6 protein-coding genes, 2 pseudogenes and 1 riboswitch are annotated in these 19,916 nt (G+C 41.3%); of the genes and pseudogenes, 7 read left to right on the top strand and 1 reads right to left on the bottom strand.

Features of this window, described 5'->3' with window-relative positions; all coding sequences use genetic code 11:
• Positions 1 to 2 precede the first annotated feature (2 nt).
• The 7 genes and pseudogenes from KQI87_RS07520 to KQI87_RS07490 all read left to right on the top strand — a co-directional run bounded on the left by KQI87_RS07520 (position 3) and on the right by KQI87_RS07490 (position 18,738).
• On the top strand, positions 3 to 7,334 hold the full coding sequence (locus KQI87_RS07520) for a DEAD/DEAH box helicase family protein (RefSeq protein ID WP_216459611.1): 7,332 nt from the start codon (positions 3 to 5) through the stop codon (positions 7,332 to 7,334).
• Between the two features lie 81 nt (positions 7,335 to 7,415).
• Positions 7,416 to 10,139, top strand: a complete 2,724-nt coding sequence (locus KQI87_RS07515) for a YodL domain-containing protein (RefSeq protein ID WP_216459610.1) — start codon at positions 7,416 to 7,418, stop codon at positions 10,137 to 10,139.
• A 378-nt stretch (positions 10,140 to 10,517) separates the two neighbouring features.
• A pseudogene (locus KQI87_RS07510) lies at positions 10,518 to 10,871 on the top strand (flavodoxin family protein); the annotation flags it as partial.
• A gap of 17 nt (positions 10,872 to 10,888) precedes the next feature.
• Positions 10,889 to 11,365 carry a YaiI/YqxD family protein gene (locus KQI87_RS07505; protein WP_216459609.1) on the top strand — a complete coding sequence of 159 codons (477 nt, stop codon included), beginning with the start codon at positions 10,889 to 10,891 and terminating at the stop codon, positions 11,363 to 11,365.
• Positions 11,366 to 11,486: 121 nt separating this feature from the next.
• A riboswitch (cyclic di-GMP riboswitch) is annotated at positions 11,487 to 11,562 on the top strand.
• 105 nt (positions 11,563 to 11,667) lie between these two features.
• Positions 11,668 to 11,838 (top strand): hypothetical protein, encoded by a 171-nt coding sequence (locus KQI87_RS07500; RefSeq protein WP_216459608.1) that lies wholly within the window; start codon positions 11,668 to 11,670, stop codon positions 11,836 to 11,838.
• Positions 11,838 to 15,794 carry an ATP-binding protein gene (locus tag KQI87_RS07495; RefSeq protein ID WP_216459607.1) on the top strand — a complete coding sequence of 1,319 codons (3,957 nt, stop codon included), beginning with the start codon at positions 11,838 to 11,840 and terminating at the stop codon, positions 15,792 to 15,794. The genes KQI87_RS07500 and KQI87_RS07495 overlap by 1 nt, the downstream gene beginning before the upstream one ends.
• The gene (locus KQI87_RS07490; RefSeq protein WP_216459606.1) at positions 15,787 to 18,738 is read left to right on the top strand and encodes a PAS domain-containing hybrid sensor histidine kinase/response regulator; all 2,952 of its coding nucleotides are present in this window, start codon (positions 15,787 to 15,789) and stop codon (positions 18,736 to 18,738) included. The genes KQI87_RS07495 and KQI87_RS07490 overlap by 8 nt, the downstream gene beginning before the upstream one ends.
• Before the next feature lie 276 nt (positions 18,739 to 19,014).
• On the opposite strand, the pseudogene KQI87_RS07485 reads toward KQI87_RS07490, so the two are convergent.
• Positions 19,015 to 19,916, bottom strand: a pseudogene (locus tag KQI87_RS07485) (relaxase/mobilization nuclease domain-containing protein); the annotation flags it as partial.

The raw sequence follows: 19,916 nt of genomic DNA, 5'->3' as shown, positions 1-19,916 counted from the left end.
AGATGGCAAATAAATTATACGCAATGGAACTTCTGACGGAGGAAGTGGCAAAAGATGTTGCCGCCAATCCGCAGGAGTGGATGCGGTTTCTAAATACTGCATCCAGGCTGTACCGGTATACCTTTCCGGAACAGCTCTTGATCTATGCACAACGTCCGGGAGCAACAGCGGTGGCATCCTTGGAAATCTGGAATCAGAAGATGTACCGTTGGATTAAAAAGGGTTCCAAAGGAATTGCCCTGATAGATAACACATCCGGACCGAAGACGAGACTCCGATATGTTTTTGATGTGCAGGATACTTATAAGGTGAAAAATCTGGGAAGAGATCCGCAATTATGGAATCTTAATCCAGAAGGAGAACAACTGGTGGCTGATTATCTGCAGGAACAGCTGGCACTGGAAACACCAGAAGGAGGATTGGCTGAGGTTCTACATCAGGCGGCAGAAGAAAGTGTACAGGCCTGGCTGCCTGATGCTTTCGACGAACTGCAAATGGATGTAGCCGGTACTTTTCTGGAAGATTTGGACGAGCAGAATCAGAAAGTGGAGTTCTGGGAACTGATGACAAACAGTGTCTGGTATGTGCTACTGAATCGATGCGGACTGGATGTGCAGGAATATCTGGATGCAGAGGATTTTCGGCATATTACAGATTTTAATCAGTTAAAAGTTATGGGACACCTTGGAAGTTCTGTGAATGAGATCAGCAGACCGGTATTGATGCAGATTGGACGGTATGTGCAGAATGACCTGGAAAAAGATCTGAAAACGGTTGCAAAAGAAAAAGAAGTAGCTTATAATGAATTTAACACGTTAATTCACGAAAGCAAAATAAGGGATACAGAAGATAGAGAAGAAAATAAGGAGGAAACAGAGCATGAGAGAGATCACTTACAGCCAGAACGGAGAATATCAGATTCCGGATATCAGCCTGGAGGAGACGAGAGGAACCATCGGGAAGTACGGATTGATGAGGAAAGAGTATCTGAGGAACCACAAAGTAGCCAGATTCAACATTCTGACCTTACAGAACCGACTGGACAGCCATCTGATGGAAATCGACAGCCAGGCAAGCCAGAGAGTGGACAACCTGATGGAAGAACTTCTGGAGAAAGATCCGGCACCAGACAAAATGGCAGACGGGATGGCATGGACCAGACACATGAACCAGATCAAGGCACAGGCAGAGGAACTGGTGATTCAGGAGATTATTTACAGTTAAGCCTGTTCCCGACAGAAGAGGAACAGTTAGGAGAAATAAGGAAAGCGGCAGCTGCATTAGAACAGCCAGCCGCTTTTCTTATTTCTGATGAAGTGGTAGATGATATTCTCCGCACGGGAAGCGGACAAAAAAATACACTGTTTCATATTACAGCAAGACTGATTGAAGGTCTGGATAATGAGGAAATGCAGAGTTTCCTGAAAAATGAATATGGAACTGGTGGAAAAGGATTTACCATAGATGGTCAGAAAATCAGTATCTGGTATGACAATGATGGTATCCGTATCCGACGGGGAGATTCTGCCAGAAGAAACTTTGACCGCATGGTTACGTGGGAAGAAGCAGCGAATAGAATCCGGGATATGTATGAGGATGGAAATTACGTGGATAATCTGATTTCCAATAATGCCATCGAACAGGAGCAGGAAGAAATGACCAATCTTCTTGCACTACATTTTCGGGATACCAGCAGAAACCGGGAGGAGCAGCAATCATATTCGGATTGGCAGGATGTCGTGCGGGAAGCTTGGACAGATTCAGCGGAAGCAGATGCGATTGCCTATCGTTTTGAATGGCTGCAGAAAGACATGGATGAGAATCCGGGAGATTATCGCAGGTGGGAGATTTCGCATAATCCGGAATATTTCCAGCATTTTCAGGATCTCCAGAGGGAGCGTTCCTGGGTAGACCAGAAATTTACGGTCGAACGTCCGGCACTTTCCTTTATTACACAGGATGAGATAGATGCAGTCCTTAGAAGAGGCGGTATCACTGCCGGAGGACGGAATCGGATCTATGAGTATTTTATGGAACACCATGATATGAAAGATGCAGCGGAGTTCCTGAAAAATGAGTATGGTACAGGTGGAGCAGCACCTGGGATACCGGGAGCGTATGAATCCGATGCTTCCCATGATGCGAAAGGATTAAAACTTGCGAAAGGGAAGATTGGCAGTCCAGATGTAGAAGTTCTATTAAAGTGGAATAAGGTTGCAGAACGTGTCCGTCAGCTGATCCGTACCGATGATTTCTTATCACCGGAAGAACTGGAAAAGTATGAAGAACGGCAGGAAGCACAAAGACTGGCAGATCTGGAAGAAGCACAGCAGGTTTTGGAAGTGGAGCAGGAAGGTTGTGATCAGCAGGAAATGCGAGAGGAAAATCAGGAACCATCGGAAGTTGAGACACAACCGGAAGTAGTAGAAGATACTGAAAAAAAGGAAGATATAACACCAGAACAGTCAGAAATTCCAGTAACAAATTTTCATATCACAGATGATGAACTGGGACAGGGAACACCAAAAGAAAAGTTCCGTGCCAATATCATGGCAATTCAGCTATTAAAGAAATGTGAGGATGAGAACCGCAATGCAACACCAGAAGAACAGGAGATTTTATCCCGGTATGTAGGATGGGGAGGCCTTGCTGAGGCTTTCGATGAAACAAAATCTGCATGGGAGACAGAATATCTGGAATTAAAGACGGTTCTCACACCGGAAGAATATGCAGCAGCCAGAGCTTCCACCTTAAATGCCCATTACACACAGCCAATCGTGATTGAAAGTATGTATCAGGCGTTGGAAAATCTGGGATTTACAAAAGGAAATATCCTGGAGCCATCCATGGGTGTTGGTAACTTCTTCGGAATGCTGCCAGAGAATCTGAACCAGTCAAAACTCTATGGTGTGGAACTGGACAGTATCAGCGGTAGAATTGCAAAACTGCTCTATCCAGATGCCAATATCCAGATTAAAGGGTATGAAAAAACTGATTATCCGAATGATTTCTTCGATGTGGCAATCGGAAATGTGCCATTTGGAGCCTATAAAGTGAATGACAGGCAGTATGACCGATATAATTTTATGATTCACGATTATTTTCTGGCAAAAACAATCGACCAGCTGCGTCCCGGTGGTGTGGCAGCTTTGATCACAACAAAAGGAACCATGGATAAAGCATCACCGGAAGTCCGAAAATATCTGGCAGAACGTGCAGATCTCCTTGGAGCCATCCGCCTGCCGAACACAGCATTCAAAGCAAATGCAGGAACGGAAGTCAGTGCCGATATTTTATTCTTCCAGAAAAGAGACAGCATGACAAAAGAGATGCCGGCATGGGTGAATCTTGGAAGTGATGCCAATGGAGTTACGGTCAATCAGTATTTTGCAGACCATCCGGAAATGATTCTTGGTGAGATGAAAGAGGTATCCGGTCCGTATGGTATGGAAACTACCTGTATGCCGATAGAAGGTGCTGATCTTGAAATCCAGCTTGCAGAAGCTGTCAGGAACATTCATGGAAATATGGCACCTGCAGTTGATATGGATGCAGAACTGGACGATGTACCGGAGAGTATCCCGGCAGATCCGAATATCCGCAATTACAGCTACGCAGTTGTAGATGATCAGGTATATTACCGTGTCAATTCTCTGATGAATCAGGTAAAAATGCCTGCAGCTACTACCGAACGTGTAAAAGGGATGGTTGCAATCCGTGATACTGTCCGGGAGCTGATTGCTATGCAGATGGAGGAAAACGTCACCGACGAAGAAATCCGGAAACAGCAGGAAAAACTGAATCAGGTATATGATACCTACACAGCAAAGTATGGAGTTATTGGAAGCAATGCCAACAAACGGGCATTTTCTGATGACTCTTCTTATTGTCTGCTGTGTTCTCTGGAGGATCTGAATGAAGATGGAACATTGAAGCGAAAAGCAGATATGTTTACGAAACGAACCATCAAAAAAGCAGTGGCAGTAACCAGTGTGGAAACTGCGACAGAAGCCTTAGCATTATCTCTGAATGAAAGAGCAAAGGTGGATCTGTCCTATATGGCACAGCTGACAGGAAAGACAGAAGAAAAAATCACAGAGGAACTGGTTGGAGTTATCTTCAAGAATCCACTGACAGACCAGTGGGAGAGTGGAGATGAGTATTTATCCGGAAATGTCAGAGAGAAGCTGAACACAGCAAGAACCTTTGCAGAGAATCACCCGGAATTCACACCGAATGTCCGTGCTTTGGAGGCAGTTCAGCCAAGAGAACTGGAAGCATCTGAGATTGAGGTGCGTATTGGAGCGACCTGGATTGAGCCATCGGATTATCAGGACTTTATGAGGGAACTGCTTCACACTCCGTGGTATCTTTCGCAGAAGGAGATACAGGTAAAATACTCTGAGGTGAATGGTGAGTGGCGGATTACCGGGAAAAATGCAGACAGTCCAAGAAATGCGTTTGCCTATGCAACGTATGGGACCGAGAGGGCAAATGCTTACCGGATTCTGGAAGATACACTGAATCTGAAAGATGTCCGTATCTATGATAAGAGTGTCAATGAAAATGGTGATGAGATTCGTGTTCTCAATAAAAAAGAAACCATGCTGGCATCACAGAAACAGGATGCCATGAAAGCAGCATTTAAGGATTGGATTTTCAAAGATCAGCAGAGACGTGAAAGATTGGTAAGAGTTTATAATGAACGCTTTAACAGTATCCGTCCACGTGAATACGATGGCAGTCATCTGACCTTCCCAGGAATGAACCCGGAAATTGAACTCAGACCTCATCAGAAAAATGCAGTTGCACATCAGCTTTACGGAGATAATGTGCTTCTGGCTCATGTAGTAGGAGCTGGGAAGACCTACGAGATGGTAGCGGCTGCAATGGAGAGCAAACGTCTGGGATTATCACAGAAAAATCTATTTGTCGTGCCGAACCATCTGACGGAGCAATGGGGAGCCGAGTTTCTGCAGTTATATCCGGGAGCTAATATCCTGGTGGCAACGAAGACGGATTTTGAACCGGCGAACCGGAAAAAGTTCTGTGCCAGAATCGCTATGGGAAACTATGATGCCATTATCATCGGTCATTCCCAGTTTGAGCGTATCCCAATCTCTGATGAGCGGCAGGAAGCTATGCTGCAGAAGCAGATTGATGGTCTGGAGATAGCAATCCAGAGTGCAAGATATGAGCAGGATGGCGGCCGCTATACGGTAAAGCAGATTGAAAAGACCAGAAAAACACTGATGACAAGGCTAGAAAAGCTGAATCAGAAAGAGAAAAAGGACAATGTAGTTACCTTTGAAGAACTGGGAGTGGATCATCTGTATGTAGACGAGGCACACAGTTATAAAAATGCGTTCCTCTATACAAAAATGAGAAATGTAGCCGGAATTGCCCAGAACGAAGCACAGAAGTCTGCGGATATGTTCAACAAGTGTCAGTATTTGGATGAGATTACCGGTGGAAAAGGCATTACCTTTGCAACGGGCACACCGATCAGCAACAGCATGACGGAACTTTATGTCATGCAGCGTTATCTGCAGAACAGCAAATTGCAGAACATGGGACTGGGATTATTTGATTCCTGGGCATCCACGTTTGGAGAGGTTGTGACCAGCATTGAACTTGCACCGGAAGGAACCGGATACCGTGCAAAATCCAGATTTGCCAGATTCTATAATATACCGGAACTGATGAATATGTTTAAGGAGATTGCTGATATTAAGACCTCCGATCAGCTAAATCTTCCAGTACCGGAAGCCGAATATGAAACGGTTGTATTGAAGCCGACAGAACAGCAGAAAGAAATCGTGGCAAGCCTGGGAGAACGTGCGGAAGTGGTGAGAAATGGTGGTGTAGATGCCAGTGTAGACAATATGCTGAAAATTACCAATGACGGAAGAAAACTGGCACTGGATCAGCGACTGGTCAATGAATTATTGCCTGATGATCCGGGCAGCAAAGTTTCGGTTTGTGCGGAAAAAAGTTATGAGATCTGGAAAGATACTGTAGCACAGAAATCTGCACAGATCATTTTCTGTGATTTGAGCACACCAAAAGGTGATGGCGGTTTCAATGTTTACGATGATCTGAAGCAGAAGTTGATGGCGAAAGGTGTACCGGAAAAAGAAATTGCATTCATTCATAATGCGAATACAGAAGCAAAGAAGACGGAGCTGTTTGGAAAAGTAAAATCCGGGCAGGTTCGTTTTTTGATTGGCTCGACAGCAAAGATGGGTGCCGGTACCAACGTGCAGGATCGTCTGATTGCCCTGCATCATCTGGATATTGGATGGAAACCGTCAGATCTGGAGCAGAGGGAAGGACGTATCATCCGGCAGGGAAATCACAACAAAAAGGTTCATATCTTTCGGTATGTGACAGAATCCACCTTCGACAGCTACATGTGGCAGCTGATCGAAAATAAACAGAAGTTCATTTCCCAGATTATGACGAGCAAAGCACCGGTCAGAAGCTGTGAAGATGTGGACGAAGCGGCACTGTCTTATGCAGAGGTTAAGGCACTGGCAACTGGAAATCCGGCAGTAAAAGAAAAGATGGCACTGGACGTGGATGTAGCAAAGCTGAAACTTTTAAAAGCCAACCATATGAATAACCAATACCGTCTGGAAGATGACATTGCAAGGAACTTTCCACAGCAGATTGCAAAACTGACGGAAATTATTGACAGCTATAAGACGGATATTGCTCATTATCAGGAGCATAAAATCGCAGATCCGGAACAGTTTTCCATGGAGATCAGCGGCAAAGTATTTACAGAAAAGAAAGAAGCAGGAGCGGCACTATTGGCAGTCTGCATGGACATGAAAGCAGTTGATGCAGCGATGGATATCGGAAATTATCAGGGATTTAACATGAGAATCCAGTTCGACAGTTGGAGTAAGGAGTTTATCCTGTCTGTGAAGCATGAATCGGTATCGAAAGTTCATCTGGGAGCAGATGCCCTGGGAAATATCACCCGTATCAACAATCTTTTGGAAAGCTATCCGGAGAAGATGGCAGAAGCAGAGCAACGACTGGAAACGGTACAGGAACAGCTGGCAAATGCGAAAGAGGAAGTTGGAAAGCCATTCCCAAAAGATGAGGAACTAAACCAAAAGCTGGAGCGGCTGTCAGAGTTAAATGCTCTTCTCAATATGGATGAGCGGGAAGATACAGAAGCAGAACGGTCAGAATCAAAAGAGAAAGAAGAAAGACCGACACGTGGTTCTATCCATGAGAAATTACAGATTTATAAAGAAAAAAGCCAGCGGGAAAGTGAAACTGGCAGGGAAAACAGAAACCGGGACTTCGGTCTGGAATAAGAAAACAGGAAAGATGGCATAATCTGGTAGAAAGAATGTTCTGCCGGTTATGCCATTTTTCAGAATACAGGAGGAACTTATATGGCGAGAAATATGATAACAGGAATAGAAACGCAGAAAATGCAGGAATATACACAGGAACAAATAGACCGTGCAGAACACATGGGAATAGCGATTCCAGCGGATATAAAAGAACAGATTTTTGAATATGCAAATCTGATTGGCGAAGAAGAAAAAGTAAGGACGCTGGTAAGAAATCTGACAGATGCAGTCAATCAGTCAGATGAAGATAGAGTAGAGGAACTTCTGGATGATGCCAAAATGGATATTCAGGACTTACCAGATCCAACCATAGGAAAGCTGGAACTTCGGGATTATGGATATACAGCAGAGAATATGGTACCGCTTAGAAAAGAAGCAGCCTTGGATTATCATAGAATGGGTTCTAAAATTTATTGCCTGGGCAGTGATGGCAGCAAGGGAGAGTATGCAAGTAAAGAAATGATACAGGCACATGAAGGGCTGTTCGGCATGGAATCACAGGTGTGGGAACGAATAAGGGATCAGGATCTGGATTATGCAGACGAAGATTTTGGAGCATTTCGAGAGCCGATGAGTGTGATCGACCAGGAAGAAGCACTGAAATTATATGATGCCGGAGCGGATATTTATCTTATTACCAATTTTTCATCACCAATCTATGTTACAGAGCGAATGGAGATTGAACGAGGTCCGGAGCATTATCAGATGTCTACCGAAGAACTGGAACGATTCCGTAATTTGGAATGGGAGATGAAAAAATATCCGCAGATTCAGTCCTTGAAAGAGGCAAATCTGCTATTAGGAACAAGACGGACATTTGGTATTTATCAAATTAAAGATGGTTCTCCGGGTGAGAATTATGCGTTTATGAATATGAGCTTCATTGAAAGTCATGGAATGCAGATTAAAAAAGAAGATTATGAACTGGTTTATGTGGGAGAATTAGTTGGAAATATGTCGCTAGATGATATTTTTGAACGATTCAACATCGACAAACCAGAAGACTTCCGAGGACATTCTCTGTCCGTCAGTGATATCGTGGTTTTGAATGACGGAGAAAATGTAACAGCACATTTTGTAGACAGTATCAGTTTTGAACAGTTAGATCATTTCCTGAATCTGGAAGAGCAATCTCTTAGCGAACTGACATATGAGGTGGGAGAACGGTATTTTGCAATTCAGACCACAGAAGAAGGATATGACTACTCCTTTTACGATGAAGATTTCCGCCTGATAGATGGCGGTGTCTATGAAAATGATGAGATTTCCATTGAAAAAGCGGCAGAGGAGCTTCTGGAAGAGGAAGGATGGATGGGAGAACGCATTCGTGGAGATTATGATCAGCTTATGGAAAAAGTAGAAGAAATGGATGAGGCTGTAATGGCAGAAATCCAGAAGAGCCAGGGCGAGTATAAGCCATTGGCAAAGGTGGAAGAACTGGAAGAGGCGAATTACAACATGATTGATAATGTTCTCAACAATATGCCGCCGAAGAAAGAGCCGTATCTGGAATACTTTGCTGCAGAATGTGACGAGTTCCATGATATGGGTGGTTATGAGAAAAGTACGGATGTCAATCAGATTGCCGCAGTTTATCAGAAATACAGAGAAAATCCGGAAAATGCCTATCTTGTATGTAGTATGGGAATTATCTACCGTGATCCGGAAGACAGTTTTTATGATGAGGCTGAGTTTTCTATCGTAAAAGGAGATATAGTTCATGGTGATTACATGGATGATATTCGATTTTTTGGAGAACTTGCACTGGTACGGGAAGGAATGGAGAAGATTCATGAAGCATTGCCGGACTATAAATATGTACCCATGCGGGATGTCAGGGAAGCAATGTATCCAGAGAAGATGACAACGGAACAGTTGGCAGGGGCGTTAGATGAGATTGCAGAAGCTTTTGATCCATATGAATATCGGGATAACGTGGAGCCGGGAGAGAATACGGTACAAGAGGTGATGCTGGATTTGCAGAGTGGCAATACACATTCCTATATTTCTTATTTAAAGGACATTGTAGAGGAAGAAAGTGATCTGTCAGTCCGTGCGGGAGTATTGATTGAGCGATTGAAGTCCTATGAACCGGAACTTCCGAAGAATATGGAGCCGATGGTGTATGTCAATTACTGCGAGAAAAGTGAGTTCATGAATCCACGATGCCAGAAGTTATCAGATTTGGATTCCAAGACCGCAGAACAGGACAAAGCGTGGTATGCTGAGCGTAATCCCAAAACCAATGAGCCAACGACAACCGCTCAGATGTTTTTTACAGTATATTATGCAGAAAAAGGTGACAAGATGCTGCATCATTTCAAAGGGAAAATAGATATTGGTACTGGCAACGGAGGTCTTCTTAGTCAGATAAAGCTGCAGAATGAAATGAGACAGACGGACGAAAGCTGGATCAACTATCAGAAAGGCAAAGGGAATGAAGAGTTCCAGAAATATATGGAAGACTTGACGGATATGCAGAATCATGTTTTACCTTATCTGCAGAGCTTTTGTAGTCTGGAAGAAAAAGGTGTGCAGGAACGCCGGGAACAGCAAATAGCAGATAAGAAAGAGAGCAGAGCAACTGCTGTGACTGATGTAGAGAAGCAGACAAATGTAAAAGATGCAGGGAAAGCGGAAAGGAAGTCTGTGCCACAGAAGAAGCCATCTATCCATGAACGGTTGGAAATCAATAAGAAGATTATTCAAGAAAAACAGGGAAAAGATAAGCCGGAGAGAGGAGCTGATTTGGGTGTAAGATAAGAAAATATTAAGACTGGAAGTCACTGGAGAGGGTGACTTCTGGTCTTTTTTATTTAGCTAGTAAAATTTACAATTGTCAATGGAAGGAGCTTGTATCATTATTTTTTTATATATGGTATACTTGCTTTATGGGTAAAATCTAAGTGATTTATAGTAACATAGAAAGTTGGAAAAACCAGATGAATGCCATAAATTCAAATGAACAAATGATACGGAAGATAAATGAAATTCTTCAAAATAAACGAGATGCAGTAGTTAATATTGTAAACGATAAGTTAACAATATCAGTATTTTCTTTGCTTGAGAAGAACCTGCAGAATGTGAAAGAGATTAATTTTGTTATTCGTGATGTGAAGTTCCTGCCACATCAGTCAGAGATGTGTTCTAAAGGATGATATGGCAGAGATTTTGGAACTATTTCAAAAAGCAGATGTTCTGGTCTTGGCTACTCCGGTATACTTTTACGGAATCAGTGCTCAGATGAAGACTTTTATCGATCGTACATATCCAATCTGGCAGCATCTTGGGAAGAAAGAAGTATACTATATTATTTCAGCAGGACTGGGAAAAGACATCATTGAAAGATCGTTAGGAGATCTGGATGGATTTGTTGAACATCTGGAAGAATACAAAATTGCTGGACGGTTATATGCAACAGATGTCATGGATGCTGGATTAGTAGAGAACAAAGCTATTTATAAAGAAGCATATAATATGGGATATGCAATTTAAAAAGAGGATGGATATTCATGCAAATATTTGTTGATGCAGATGCCTGTCCAGTAGTCGGTATCATTGAAAAAATAGCAAAAGAGCATAAGGTTCCGGTAACATTACTGTGCGATACGAATCATGTCCTGTCATCAGATTATAGTGAAGTTATTGTTGTCGGTGCAGGGGCAGATGCAGTAGATTATAAACTGATCAGTATCTGTCATAAAGGAGATATTGTCGTATCACAAGACTATGGTGTTGCTGCAATGGCATTGGGGAAAGGTGCTTATGCCATTCATCAATCGGGGAAATGGTACACGAATGATAATATTGATCAGATGCTCATGGAACGTCATCTGAATAAAAAAGCCAGAAGAAGTTCCCATAAGAATCATATCAAGGGTCCGAAGAAACGGACAGAGGAAGACGATGAAAGATTTGCACAGTCTTTTGAAAAGATGCTCCTGATGGTACAGGAGAAAGAATGCAAAAAATGTTTGAATGAGGCATGAATGTATATATTTCAGAACTAATCGATACTGACACGATCCTGTATATATTAGATCAAATTTCTGCGAAAATGATGGGACTTTTATGGACATTTTGCGGTATAAAATGTATAATGAAAGAAAAAATTGTTATTAGCAAATCAGCCGAAAGTTTGAGACGCAAAGCTATAGGGCCTGTAAAATGGCAGCCAGTTGCCACGTTTGAGATGCATTGTCTGAATGGACAGTACTTTTTTTGTTTATACGGAGATTTGTTAAAATGATATGATCTGAGCATTTATAAAAGACGGAGGTTGACAGGAACCATGGATAAAAATACAATTTTAAGCAAGCAAGCAAGCAAGCAAGCAAGCAAGCAAGCAAGCAAGCAAGCAAGCAAGCAAGCAAGCAAGCAAGCAAGCAAGCAAGCAAGCAAGCAAGCAAGCAAGCAAGCAAGCAAGCAAGCAAGCAAGCAAGCAAGCAGGAGGTATGTTTAATGGAATATTTAACTATGAAGAAAAAAATGAATGTATTGGAACATGCCTTCGCTGCAAGTGCCGGAGCTTATTATAGTATTAATTTGACAAAAAATCTTGTGCCAGGGTCTATGTATCAGGTAATCAATGATAAAGAATATAGTTTAAATGAACAGATGGGATTACCTGAAAATGCACGTTTTACAGATGTGATCGCCTATTGGGGAAATAAACTGGATGATTCAGAAAAAGAGTCTTATTTTGAATTTATGGCTATTCCCAATTTGCTAAAACAGTTTGAAACAGGGAAAAATCACGTTTTTCACAAGTACTGGACGAAATCGGCTATTTTTGAACCAATGCTTGCAGAACAGCACATTGTTATGTACAAAGATGAAGAAAATGGAGATGTTCTGGCTATTACATATGTTCTAGATCTGACACAGGAATTTAAAGAAGATAAATATAAATGTGAATTGGAAGAAAAACAGGAAAAACTGGAAGAGGCGCTCGCTGAGGCAAAAAAAGTAGGACAGTATAGAGAAATACAGGCAGCAGTGACAGCAGTTGATGATATATTAAACAAACTGGCAGTGTTTAATAGAATTTCCAGTGAAGCTGAACTGAATCTGATTATGCCGGAATTATTAGCGTCACTGGGACGATATTCTATGTCTGATCGCGCATATATATTTACCTGGGCATCTCAGGAACAGCAGAGTTTGCGTATGACTCATGAGTGGTGTGCAGATGGTGTTGTTCCGACAATAGATCAGATGCAGGACCTACACATAAATGATATGCCCAATTGGACACCAAAGCTGAAAAACGGTGAAGCGATTGTATGTGCGGACTGGGAAGCAGAAAAATCAAATACGCCGGAAGAATATGCGTTATTTGATGGACAGGATATTCATTCCCTGATTGTTATTCCTGTTTTTGCCCACAATAAATTAAATGGGTATATTGGCTTTGACAATCCGGAGCAAAGCCGTGCTGCATTATCGGTAAGGCTTCTTTCTTCCATCGGAGGCCATATCAGCAGCCTGAAAGACAATTTTTTTATGATGGAAGAATTAAAGAAAAAACAGGAAATTTTGAAAACAAGTCTGAAAGAAATAAGCAGGGAAAAAAATATTTTGGATGCCCTGAGTATTGATTATACTTCTGTATATTATTGTGATCTTAAAAAAGATATCATGATAGCCCTGAAGCAGGAAGATGACACAAATGCGGCTGTGACTGAAAATAAAATTTCAGAGGGTTTACAGACTTATTCATTTAGGATCCAATACTATTTTGAAAATTTTGTTGTAAAAGAATCAGCACCAGATTTCGTTTACAAATTAAGTCCTCAGTATCTGATGGAATATTTGTCACATAATAAACGATTTGCATATAGATTTCGGACATATCCCAATCCTGCAGGACAACAATATTTTGAAGTACAGATTGTTCGACTGTCGAATAGTACCGGATATAAGATTGTTATGGGATATCGATACATAGATGATATTGTGGCTGAACAGGAAAAACAAAAGATGCAGCTGGAATCTGCATTAGCAAATGCTACCGTTAACAGTGAAATTATCAGTTCTATAAGCAAGCTTTACTGGCTGATATATAAAATGGATTTGGTTACAGGTACCTATGAAGAAATATCTGCCGGAAGTGAGATGCATACACTTACAGGAAAACGAGGCAACATTTCTGAAGTGTTTTGGGAAGTACGTGAAACTGTTGTTTCACAGGAATATCAGAAAATAATGAAAGCATTTCTTGATACGGAAACCTTGGCGGAGCGTTTGCAGGATACAGAAAGTATTGCAGCAGAGTATCAGGCTTCAAATGGTTCCTGGCATCTTGCACGGTTTATTGTAAAAAAACGTGACGAGACAGGAAAAGTTTTAAATGTACTCTATGTAGTCCGGAAGATTGACCGGGAAAAGCAGGCAGAAATTCAATATGAGCAGGAGCAGTTAAAACATAATCGGATTCTATCTGGCTTAAGTGTGGATTACACGATTGCATTTGCATTAGATTTGGATAGCGATGATTATGAAATCATTTTCAGTCAGGAAACGAATCATGCAAAAGAGGAAAAAAATATTATAAAATTTGCAGATTATGTTGCCAGGTATGCAGAAAACTATGCATTGCCGGAGTTTCGTGAGGCTATGAAGCAGGAACTGAACAGCAATACAATTAAGGAGTGCTTTCGGTCAAAAGATGATTACTACTTTTCTTTTGAAACCATTCCAAATGCGGCCGGATTATCATATTTTCAAGCTCATATAGTAAAACAATATGACGGTGAACAGCATTATGCATTTCTTGGATTTCGTAGTGTAGATGAAATTGTAAAAAAAGAGAGGTTTTATCAAAATGCGCTTCAGGTGGCAAACAGCTCTCTGAAAAGACAATTAGATATGATCACCTTTGCACTGCCTGGCGGCGTGAAGATCAGTAATGATGATGAAACCTATTCGTTTAAATATGTTTCAGAGCAGTTTGCACATATGTTGGGGTATGATACCTCAAAAGAATTGATGGAAGCTTCAGGTGGCACAATTGTCGGATTGGCTCATCCGGATGATCTGGAACATGGAATTGCAGATGCCCTGGAACAGTACAGCAGAGCAGATCATTATGAAATTACTTACCGCATGAAATGTAAAGATGGTTCCTGGAAATACATAGAGGATCGGGGACATAAATTCCGTAATGCAGAAGGAATTGTGGAACATTGGAACCTGATCCTGGATAAACATGATCTGATGGAAAAGACAATTGCCCTGGAAAGTGAAAAATTGGCAAATCAGGCAAAATCTGATTTCCTTTCGAGAATGTCTCATGATATGCGGACTCCATTGAATGGAATCATTGGTCTTCTGGATATCTGCATCAAACATCCGGAAGACAGGCAGTTGGTAGATTCGAGCAGGCTGAAAGCCAGAGTGGCTGCAGATCATCTGTTGTCATTAATCAATGATACGCTGGAATTAAGCAAGCTGGAGAAGAAAGAAATTCCATTGGAAACAGAGACATTTCATGTGCCTTCTCTTATGCAGGAAGTGAAAACAATTGTCCAGATGCGTGCAGATAAAGACAACATAAGCATTTTTTATGAAGATGATATGGAACAGTTTTTATATCCGTACTTAATCGGAAGTCCTGTTCAGGTAAAACAGATTCTTGTGAATCTGATTAATAATGGAATTAAATATAATCAGGAAAATGGAGCGGTATATATTTCATTAAGAGAAAACTGTATTTCCGATACCCGTGTGGAACTGGATATTTCTATTCGTGATACTGGAATTGGAATGTCAGAGACATTTTTGAAAGATATCTATAAACCATTTGTACAGGCTGATACCGGAGCCAGAAGCCGGTACATGGGTACCGGACTTGGAATGGCAATCGTTAAGAACCTTCTGGAACGTATGAATGGAACGATTGATATCAAGAGTAAGAAAGACAATGGGACAACGGTAAATGTAACAATTCCTTTTGAAATTGCCCGGAAAACAACATCAGCCAAAATTGCCGATGAAGATGAAAGAAGCAGTCTGAATGGGTTACATATTCTTTTGGCGGAAGATAATGAATTGAACCGGGAAATCGCAGTTTTTGTTCTGGAAGATGAGAACATTTCTGTTACACAGGCTGTGGATGGAAAAGAAGCACTGGATATTTTTGTAAAAAAACCGGAATATTACTTCGATGCGGTTTTGATGGATATTATGATGCCAAACATGGATGGGTATCAGGCAACGAATGCTATCCGAAATTGCGGAAAGAAGGATGCAAAGACGGTGCCGGTCATTGCAATGACAGCAAACGCTTTTGATGATGATAGAAAGAAGACACAAGAAGCAGGAATGAATGCACATTTAACAAAACCGTTGAATGTGCCGGAGCTGATGAAAACGATTGGAACTTTATGTAACAGGAGTGAAAGGGATAATGGATAATCATGATTTTGAGCGGACTTCAGAAAGAGAAAACCAGCTTTTAGAAAAAAACCGAAATCTGGAAGTACAGCAGCAGAGAACTGCAGATTATTATAAAAACCTTCTGGACATGGAAAGATGTGGGATTCTTGCGTATACGATATCAGAATATAAAATCCTGCATATGAATGTAGAAGCACTGAAAGCTTTTCATGTAAGCGATATTGAGGAGGCTCAGAAGCAACTCAGTGAGATCCTGCATAAAGTGATCTATCCGGATGTTACGGTGATGGACCAGTTAAAAGCACTTAGAATCAAAAATGAAGTGGAAGCTGTTGATTATGAGTTTAAGATCACAGGTCTGAATCAGCAGCCAAGAGACTATCTGGCACGGTCAGAGATGTTTATTACACCACGGGGAGAAAGGTCTGTTGTTACAACTTTTCTGGATGTAACAGAAAATAGAGCCTTGAAAAGGGAAAAAGGGATCCTTGATGCATTGAGCATTGATTATACCTGCGTTTATTATTGTGACCTTGACCATGACTCCATAACAGTTTTAAAGCAGGACATGGATTCAAATGCAACAGTAGTGGATGAAAAAATTACAGTTGATGCACATTCCTATGCGTTTTGTGTGAAATATTATTATGACCACTTTATTATCAAAGAATCTGCACCGGATTTTTTGCAGAAGATGAGTGCAGAATATTTGAAAGAATATCTGACAGAGAATAGAAGGTTTGCTTATCGTTTCCGAACCAGACCCAATCCGGCAGGGCGGGAGTTTTTTGAGGTACAGGTGTCACGCACGGCTAGGGAAGAAAGCTTTTGTGTAGTCATGGGATACCGTTATATTGATGATATTGTAGCTGAGCAGGAACGGCAGAAACTTAAGCTGGAGCGTGCTTTGACAGAAGCGAACAGAAACAGAAAGCAGCTGGAACAGCAGATGACGATGGTGCGGAATATTCATACGGCTTTAACGTCGGGAGCGTGGAATCTTTTGTACAATGAGGCCGGAGAACTTGTTGAAGTTAACTGGTCAGATACCTTAAGACATATGCTTGGTTTTACTTCAACCGAAGATTTCCCAAATACATTTGAAACCTGGTCAGACAGGCTTCATCCAGAGGATAAGAAAAGAACACTGGATGAATATGAACAGGCCATGGCAGACAGGACTGGTAAAAAGAATTTTGATGTAGAATATCGGATTTTATCGAAAAAAGGGGAATATCACTGGTTCCGGGCAACAGGCTATCTGTCACGAAGAAAAGATGGGTCACCACAGTCTTTTGATGGCATTTTTGTGAATAAGGATGAAAAACATGCAACAGATGAAAAGCTTCATCAAGCTTTGGCAGAAGCTCAGAACGCCAGAAATGAACTGTTGCTGGAACATGAGATCATATCTGCAGTAAGCAGCCTGTATTTTTCTGTCTATCGGATCGATCTTCAAAATGATTTTTATGAGGAAATTTCCAGTGATCAGTCAGTACACCGTCTGACCGGTCATGAAGGAAGAGCACAGAAAAAGTTATATGAACTTTGTGATTCCATTGTGGCAGAGGAATACCGGAAAGTTGTACGCCACTTTTTTGAGTTGTCTACAGTGGCGGACCGTCTGGAGAAAACAGATACGGTGGAAATGGAATATCTGGCAATAGATGGTAACTGGCATCAGGCAAGGTTTATTGAGAAGAAACGAGATGAAAACGGAAAAGTTGCCCATATTCTCTATCTTACCCATATTGTTAGCCAGGAAAAACAGCGGGAACTGGAACAGCAGCGCCTGCAGATCGCTTATCAGGTGGCAGAAAATGCAAATAAGGCAAAAACAACATTTCTGCTGAATATGTCCCATGATATCCGCACACCAATGAATGCGATTTTGGGATTTTCCGGTTTGATGAGGGAGAGGCTTACCGATCCGGAACTTCTGCATTATCAGGAGATGATTGATGAATCTGGAAAACTTCTTCTGTCTATTATCAACAATGTGTTGGACATGGCACGGATTGAAAGTGGGAAAGTGGAACTGGATGAAAATTGTAATGCAACAGGAGATGTTATTGGCAGCGTGTGCAAAGTATTTGCAGCAGAGGCTAATAAGAAAAATATTCAGTTGGTGCACATAACCAAGGTAAAACAACGATACATTTTATGTGATATTACGAAGATACAGGAGATATTCACAAATCTGATCAGTAATGCGATAAAATACACACCGAATGGTGGGAAAATTACAGTAACAACAACAGAGCTTCCAGGAGATGAGCCGGGATATGTACAAGTAAAGACCGTGGTAGAAGATAACGGTATCGGAATGAGTCAGGAATTTCTCCCTCATATTTTTGAATCATTTTCCCGTGAAAGAAATACAACATCAGGAAAGGTTCTGGGAACAGGACTTGGGATGCAGATTGTTAAAAGGCTTGTGGAGCTGATGCAGGGAACCATCGAAGTAAGCAGTGAGCTTGGAAAGGGAAGTCGTTTCACAGTTACGATTCCGCATAAGATAGCAGATGAAAAATACTATGAAAAGGCAGTGTTGCAGAAACCAGAAGAAGCACAAATGGATCTTTCCGGAAAGAGGGTATTGCTGGCAGAGGATAATGAATTAAATGCAGAGATAGCCATTGCAATTCTAAATGAAGCTGGCTTACAGGTAGAACATGCAGAGGATGGAATCATCTGTGTCAACAAACTGGAACAGAATCCGGCAGGAACGTATGATCTGATATTAATGGACATCCAGATGCCAAATATGGATGGATACCAGGCAACACAGATTATCAGACAACTTCCGGAAAAAGAAAAATCTTCTATTCCAATCCTTGCAATGACAGCGAATGCCTTTGAGGAAGACCGGAAACATGCACTGGAAGCTGGTATGACCGGACATATTGCCAAACCGATTGACGTGGAAATTTTGATGAAAACATTAGCAGAAATTTTGTGATTTTGAGATGGCAGAAATGGATGCATGATATTAGTAAGAAGGCAAATAAGTACAGCTTAAAAATACAAACAGGACTTAACTTTTTGGTGGTATTTCTTATTCTGATGGTGTGCTTTCATTTCTTTAAGAAGAAGGCAATGGAAAAAGGAATGAATGGTCATATTTCAAAACCGCTTGATGTAGAAAAATGGAGGAAGTTTTATTGGATATTTTAAGCTGATATGGAAAAAGAATTGAGGATTAAAATAAAAAATCATCAATTCTTTTTTCACTTTTTTATAAGATGTTTTCGTGTTTTTCAACGGATTGGATTTTTTGTGTATTGAGTAAAGTGGTAAAATTTTGTTGAATAATATCCAGCGTCTTCTGCTTTTTCTGCAATTCCTGCTTTTCCCGGACAGTAGCAGCCTGTTCTGATTCAAGGCTTTCAATCCTCTTCTGTATTTTTTCAGAGCTAGGGATTCTGGTAATTCCTAGATCCTGAAGCTCTTTTTTTAGTGAATCATGGAGCTGGTATTCTGCCTGATGTTTGCTGCGGTATGTTTTTGGATTTTTAGCAGATTTGCAATCTTCAATTACTTTACGGCAGAGCCGGTAAGAATCGCAGTGCTTTTGGATAAGTTTCTGTGTACCAAGTTCTGCGTTGATTTCTTCAATTCGTTGATCTGCCGCTTTGACAGAATTTTCCACATCGCAAATGTGTTGCTGGAAGTCTTCATAGTTCAGCAGGTTATTTTCGGAAAGGTAATTAAAGGTGCGGGCAGCTTCTTTCAGATTATTGAGTTTTGCCCATCGCTCAAATCCTTCCCGGTTGCCAGTAGTGACATACGTGGAGATATTGATATAGAGGCGTGCTTCTCTTGACAGATGTTTTGGTGCTTTTGTTTTATAACGGTTTTTCTCCAGACGGGCACGGACATTTTCTTCTGTATAATAACTTCCCAGAGATTTCATATAAGTGAAATTTTTCTGTTCTGGTGCACGGAAAGAAAGATGTTTTCCCTGCCGGACTTCATATCCTGCCAGCTGCATTTTCTGTAAAAACTCATCGTAATTGACAGAAGACCAGATTGCCTTATCCACGGCAACACGCAGTTTGGCTTTCCAGCTGGTTCCACGATGATATTCCATATTTTCTTTATAACTTTTCCCCTTTTCTTCTGTCGGCATACTGGTGG

Origin of the sequence: Blautia sp. MSJ-9 (assembly GCF_018919065.1) — a bacterium.
Lineage (GTDB): Bacteria > Bacillota > Clostridia > Lachnospirales > Lachnospiraceae > Blautia_A.
Note: the sequence above shows the minus strand (reverse complement) of the source record. Positions and strands in the feature narration are given on the sequence as shown.

Bases quoted from the DNA above. Each gene is read 5' to 3' on its own strand.
- KQI87_RS07500 (WP_216459608.1), top strand. From the start codon at position 11,668: ATGGATAAAAATACAATTTTAAGCAAGCAAGCAAGCAAGCAAGCAAGC.
- KQI87_RS07505 (WP_216459609.1), top strand. From the start codon at position 10,889: ATGCAAATATTTGTTGATGCAGATGCCTGTCCAGTAGTCGGTATCATT.
- KQI87_RS07490 (WP_216459606.1), top strand. From the start codon at position 15,787: ATGGATAATCATGATTTTGAGCGGACTTCAGAAAGAGAAAACCAGCTT.
- KQI87_RS07515 (WP_216459610.1), top strand. From the start codon at position 7,416: ATGGCGAGAAATATGATAACAGGAATAGAAACGCAGAAAATGCAGGAA.
- KQI87_RS07495 (WP_216459607.1), top strand. From the start codon at position 11,838: ATGGAATATTTAACTATGAAGAAAAAAATGAATGTATTGGAACATGCC.
- KQI87_RS07520 (WP_216459611.1), top strand. From the start codon at position 3: ATGGCAAATAAATTATACGCAATGGAACTTCTGACGGAGGAAGTGGCA.